The organism is SAR324 cluster bacterium, assembly GCA_029245725.1.
Classification (GTDB): Bacteria; SAR324; SAR324; order SAR324; family NAC60-12; genus JCVI-SCAAA005.
In genome coordinates this window covers 1-6,174 of record JAQWOT010000340.1, presented here as the reverse complement: position 1 = coordinate 6,174, position 6,174 = coordinate 1, and the positions used below count along the sequence as shown (strand labels likewise).

5 protein-coding genes are annotated in these 6,174 nt (G+C 46.0%); all 5 read right to left on the bottom strand.

Translation table 11 applies throughout. The features are described 5' to 3' along the window. A partial coding sequence (locus P8O70_18405; GenBank protein MDG2198812.1) for an aldehyde dehydrogenase family protein occupies nt 1–1,738 on the bottom strand: 1,738 nt, incomplete at its 3' end. A 6-nt stretch (nt 1,739–1,744) separates the two neighbouring features. Then, the gene (gene deoC / locus P8O70_18400) at nt 1,745–2,689 is read right to left on the bottom strand and encodes a deoxyribose-phosphate aldolase (protein ID MDG2198811.1); all 945 of its coding nucleotides are present in this window, start codon (nt 2,687–2,689) and stop codon (nt 1,745–1,747) included. Continuing rightward, nucleotides 2,686–3,774 carry a sn-glycerol-3-phosphate ABC transporter ATP-binding protein UgpC gene (gene ugpC / locus P8O70_18395; protein ID MDG2198810.1) on the bottom strand — a complete coding sequence of 363 codons (1,089 nt, stop codon included), beginning with the start codon at nt 3,772–3,774 and terminating at the stop codon, nt 2,686–2,688. The genes deoC and ugpC overlap by 4 nt, the downstream gene beginning before the upstream one ends. A 103-nt stretch (nt 3,775–3,877) precedes the next feature. Further along, nucleotides 3,878–5,353, bottom strand: a complete 1,476-nt coding sequence (locus P8O70_18390; GenBank protein ID MDG2198809.1) for an extracellular solute-binding protein — start codon at nt 5,351–5,353, stop codon at nt 3,878–3,880. A 65-nt stretch (nt 5,354–5,418) separates the two neighbouring features. Further along, nucleotides 5,419–6,174 (bottom strand): carbohydrate ABC transporter permease (locus P8O70_18385; GenBank protein ID MDG2198808.1); only part of this gene is annotated, 756 nt, incomplete at its 5' end.

Here is a 6,174-nt window from a genome sequence, read left to right as displayed (position 1 = left end):
CCCTTAGGTGTCCACTGGATTTGCTCCATGAGCTTGCATTTTGAGCGGCTTCCACGGCATTGCGAAGATCTTTCCGATTACCCTGTCCCACGGTACCTACAAGTAAACCATCTTTATTCCAGACTGGCCGAACCGTTCCACCATCTGGTCGGGTTTGTCTCCCTGCAATGAAAAATTTTGCGGTACGATGTATTTCTGATCCTTCGAGTGTGGTTGTGTGACTTAGGCCCTGGACGTCTGGACGCTTCAGTTTTTTACCCGTAAATGCCGTTAGCTTGGGCTTCATATATTCAAGCAAACCCTCTCGACCACCTTCCCTGCCGTATCCACTCTCTCGATATCCGCCAAAACCACAGGCCGCATCAAACTGGTTTGTACAGTTTACCCAAACAACGCCTGCTTGAAGTGATGGCACCAGGTGAAGAGCCTGATTGATGTTCTCACTCCAAACACTTGCAGCTAGCCCATACATGGTGTTGTTTGCTAATTCAAGAGCTTCACTTGGGGTTCGGAACGTCATGGTGGCTGCTACTGGTCCAAAAATCTCTTCTTGAGCAAGAACAGAGGAAGGATCCACATCAATGGCAAGAGTTGGAGCAAAGTAGCAGCCCTTTTCAGGCAAACTAATTTGAGGCTGCCAGAGAGTTGCTCCGGTCTTAGCGCCTTCAGTAGTCAGTCTTTTTACACGCTCCAATTGGATTTTGCTAATCAATGATCCGATATCGATTGCTTTATCCAGCGGATTACCAACACGCAGTTGCTGCATGCGCTGTTTTAATTTTCCAACCATTTTTGCGGCAATGCTCTCTTGAAGCAATAACCGTGAGCCAGCGCAACAGACCTCTCCTTGATTCAGCCATATCGCATCAACTACCCCTTCTACAGCAGCATCCAGATCTGCATCTTCGAAAACGATGAAAGGAGATTTGCCACCGAGTTCCAACGATAATTTACAATCTGAGTCTGCGGTCAATTCCCGAATGCGTTTCCCAACAGAGGTGGAACCAGTGAAGGCAATTTTGTCGAGACCCTTGCTGCAGATCAACTCCTCACCCGTCTGTGCATCTCCAGTGAGCAATTGAAACACCCCAGCAGGCAAGCCAATCCGATGACAACATTCTGCAAACCATAGTGCTGTCAACGGCGTTTGTTCCGCTGGTTTGAGAAGAACAGTGTTCCCACAGGCTAGGGCTGGAGCAACTTTCCAGGCGAGCATCAACAAAGGGAAATTCCAGGGTATGATCTGCCCTACCACTCCTGTAGCAACGTGCTGGGGATACTCTTCCTCAACTAACTGAGCCCAACCCGCATGATGATAAAAATGCCTTACTGCCAACGGGATGTCGATGTCACGTGATTCTCGAAATGGCTTGCCGTTATCAAGTGTCTCCAGCACCGAAAGTACTCGTGAATGCTGCTGCATTTCCCGAGCGAATGCATAAAGGTATTTTGCCCGTTGATGACCAGTTAGTTTCTCCCACTTGGGTTGCGCTTCCCTAGCCCCTGATAATGCCTGTGCAATTTCTCTGGAACCGGCTTGCCGACAAGTGGCTAGTTGTTCACCAGTGGCAGGGTTTTCCACAGAAATTAGCTCACCATCTTGGGGCATCTCCCAATTGCCATTGAGATAGAAGCCAAAGCTGCGATTATGGCTCTCCAGCCATTGTTGGGCTGGTTGGTCACTTTCTGGAGCGGGGCCATAATCCAATTTTTGGAACAAAGTCACTAAGTCACTCATTGGAGATCAGCAGAGGGGTTGTCGGGCAGCGGTGGCGTATCGCCCTGTCACACGATGTTCAAGTTGGCGTTCAATATCGGTCAATAATCCACTGGCACCAAAGCGAAAACGGTCGGGCTGTTGAGCATCGAAACCGAGCTCTTCTCGAACCAACACTAGCCAATCAAGTGCCTGTTTGGCAGTGCGAATGCCTCCAGCTGGCTTAAAGCCTGCCCAGTGGCCTGTACGCTGATGATAGTCTCGTAATACCCGTAACATGACCAGTGTGACTGGGAGGGTAGCATTCACAGCCTCTTTCCCTGTGGATGTCTTAATGAAATCCGCTCCAGCCATCAGACAAACCCAGCTGGCTTTTGCAACATTTCGAAAAGTACCCAAATCTCCAGTGCCCAAGATAGTCTTTAGATGGGCTTTTCCACAGGCTTCTTTGAATGCAAAAACCTCATCATACAGGGCCGTCCAATTTCCTGTTAGAACATGATGGCGACTAATGACGATGTCGATTTCTTGGGCTCCGTCCTCAACAGACGCTCGAATTTCACTGAGTTTGGCTGAAAGGGGACTAAGCCCATGAGGAAAGCCTGCAGCAACCGCTGCAACAGGAATGTTCGTGTCTTTCAGAGCAGTGACTGCTATGTTGACGAAGGCATGATAGACACAGACTGCTCCAACTTGAAGATTTAGAGATTCGATTCCGAGAGACTTCACCAGTTCTTGACGAATCGGCTGTCGAGCTTTTGCGCAGAGTCGTTGGACTCGCTTTGGGGTGTCGTCACTGGAGAGTGTTGTCAGATCCATACACTGGATTGCATGTAACAGCCAGGCAGTTTGCCATGGCCCTTTGACACTTCGCCGTCCAGTCAAGGATTTGGTTCGCCGACTGACGGCACTGGCATTGACACGGACGTCTTCCAGCCAATCCAAATTTAGTGCAGTTCCGGAGTTGTTCACAAAACTCGCCCTGAATTAGGATCAAATATGTGTATCTGTTCCATGCTGAATCCGATCGGATATGTTGCACCAGGTTGCACAGCAGAACGTGCTTCAATTTGAGCAGTAAGACTTTCTTGACCAATCTGACCTAACAAAAGGGTATGGGGTCCCAGTGGCTCCAACACAGTTACCTGAACATTTGCAACAGCTGGGTGGCCTTCTCCAGCATTTTCGAGATGTTCTGGTCTGATTCCTAGGGTTAGAGTTCGATCGACATATGGCTGAAATTTATTATGCATAGATTCAGGGATTTTTAGTTGGCTACCCTCAGCTAACTCAACAAAAAAAGTAGATTCCTTCTGAATAAGTTTCACTGAAAGAAAATTCATACTTGGAGATCCAATAAAACTAGCCACGAAAGTATTTGCTGGATTTTCATAAAGGGTAATTGGGTCCGCTACTTGTTCGATGATACCGTCTTTCATCACAACTACTCTATCTGCGAGAGTCATTGCCTCAACCTGATCGTGGGTAACATACACCATGGTTGCTTTGAGTCTCTGGTGCAGATTCTTAATCTCTGTCCTCATCTCAATTCGTAGCTTTGCATCCAGATTCGAGAGGGGCTCATCGAAAAGAAAAACATCAGGTTCCCGGACAATTGCTCGGCCAATTGCAACTCTTTGGCGCTGTCCTCCTGATAGATTTTTAGGGCGCCGATCTAGCATCGAATCCAGCTCTAGGATTCTGGCTGCCTCATTGACTAGTCTTTCAACTTCATTCTTTGGTGTTTTGCGTACTTTTAGTCCGTAGGCGATGTTGTCCCTGACAGACATGTGTGGATAAAGCGCATAATTTTGGAAGACCATTGCACAGTTCCTTAAACCAGGGCGAAGGTTTGTTACATCTCGCTCACCTACAAAAATATTACCCCCAGAGGCTTCTTCCAGTCCTGCTATCATTCGAAGTGTAGTAGTTTTTCCACAGCCTGATGGGCCGACAAGTACAACAAATTCTCTGTCAGCAATATCAAGATCTAACCCTGGAATTACAGTAGTTTCCCCGAATTTTTTGGTGATTGAGACGAGTCGTACTTTTGCCATGCAATTTGCCAAATAGCGTTGGTGGGAAAAGGACCTGCCAACAAAATTTTGTTGGCAGGCCAAAAAGAGAAGGAAATCTTAAAAAATTCCCTGTCAAGGAGGATTAAAGACCCATCGAAGCGCGGTAAGCTGCTTTTTGGGAGTCACGTCCAAACTCGTCTGTCAACTCATTCCATTGAGATGCTACGGAGTCTAGAGCTTCCTGAGGTTTCATTTCCCCAGCAAGGGCACGAGTCAATTCAATCTCCAGAATCTCTGTATAGGAGAAGTATCCCGGCAACCGCATATCCAAGGCAACATTGGTAGCACCCAGGGAGTCACGTTGTGCAGTCAGATATTCATTTGCTTCGCGAGGACTCATCTTCTTTTCCCAAAGATCTTTGCTGAAGTGGCTGTAGCGATAAGGGTTTACACCAGAGCCACCAGTAATTGCTTGAATAGAACTATTCTCAATGTTGGTGGTGTGCTCTACGTAATGCCACGCAGCTTCTTTATCTTCACTCAATTCTGGTACCGCAGCCTGCCATCCTCCAAAGGCCATGAATGGAGAGTGGATAACTCGGGAGAACTCATCCCACTGTTTGGTTTTGTAATTCCAAATCGTGGTTGAACCTGGAGTAAGATCTGAACCAACACTGCCAGGAATTTGGCTTTGTGATGGATCAGTACCAACCGTACCAGTATCTCCCCAGTCAAAATTCATAGAGGTTTTGCCACCAGCAAACTGCTGTCGTGTGTCTCCTGATGAATAGTTTAATGCGCCTGGAGGAGCCAATTTGAGGGACTTGACGTAATCTTCCAAAGCCTTTACCCACCCAGGATTATTTACCTGAGCATCCATTGTGTCTGGATCAAAGAACATTGAGCCAGGATTTTCAGGATGATTTGTGTAGGAAGCAGCATGAGTGAAATAGAACCAGAACTGCTGCCCACCTCTGGCAAAAGCTTCTGTTACACCGTAAATTCCATCATTTGGTCGATGGAAGAATTCAGCAACTTCATAGTACTCATCCCATGTGCGAGGGACGACTAAATCACGTCCATACTTCGCTTTGAAGGCATCCCTTTCTTTGGGATCTTCAAATAAGTCAATGCGGTAGTGTAAAGTATGCAGATCTCCATCAATGGTTTGAGACTTATGCTTTCCCTCCCAAACCATCAACCGGTCACGATAAGTCGGGTGAATATCTTGCCAAGCATCTGTTTCTCTCATTTTGCTAGGCATTTCGGAGAGAAATGGAGCTAAATCTGGGGTCCAAGCAGGTGCGAATGTGATCACATCAAATGAGTCCTCCCCTGCTGCAAAAGCAGTGAGGTATTTAGGGTAGAGTTCCCCAAATGGGAATTCGACAATTTGTACTTTCCCGCAAGTGGCTTTGCTCCAAGAGTCACCACCTTGCTTCATCGCACTAGCGATAAAAGGTCCTACTTGTGAACCAACATTTATTGTTACACCAGTATAGTCTGGCATGCCAGACTGAGGTTTACATTGAGCTGCAGCGATCCCGGATGTGAGGATTGCAGCAGCTGCACTGGCTAGAAATCCAGCGAACATTTTCTTCATTTTTTTCCTCTTCATGAAGTGGAAATTGTAGCGTGAGTTAATGAAAAAATTAATTAACTTGCCACAGAAATAGTGGGTAGTTAGCGAATTGATCCTAGCATCAGCCCAGACCTCATCATTCTACCCAGTAGAATCGTGATAATCAGCATAGGTGCGATTGCTATGATGTTCGCAACAGCAATGGCCCACCACTCATCACCACGATAAGAATTTTGACCCGATAAGAGAACTGGCAAAGTTTGCCAGTCTCCAGTTGTTAAAATGAGGGCAAATAGAAATTCATTCCAAACAAATCCAATAGTAATCATTGTTACGGCAACTAAACCAGGCTTCGCCATCGGAATTACAATCTCTAGAAATATACGCCATCTTGGTACATCATCAACCAAAGCAGCTTCCTCAACTTCAATTGGTAAAGATTCAAAAAAGTCACGCATTAGCCAGACAACAAGTGGTAGTGAAAAAGCTACGTAGCATAATGTTAGACCAGCAAAGCTATCTAATAATCTCAATCCCGAATCCTTCCCAATTTTTGAATAAAGCATGTACAGAGCAAATGCACTTACAATTGGTGGCATCATTCGCTGTGAAACAAACCAAAAAACAACATCATTATTTTTTAAAATTGGTCCTGGCAGCGGTAAACGATTACTTGTTATACTGAGAACCAAAGCACATAGAAAAGCAAATCCCATTGATGTGGTGTCTTTCCAATTAAAGATTTCCTTAGCCAAAATATAGCAGCCCATGCCTGAAGCTGCAAAGACAACCCCAGCTAATAATTTTACTTTAAAAGTAAATCTCACCAGTGCATATGCTGCCATGGATCCAAATAC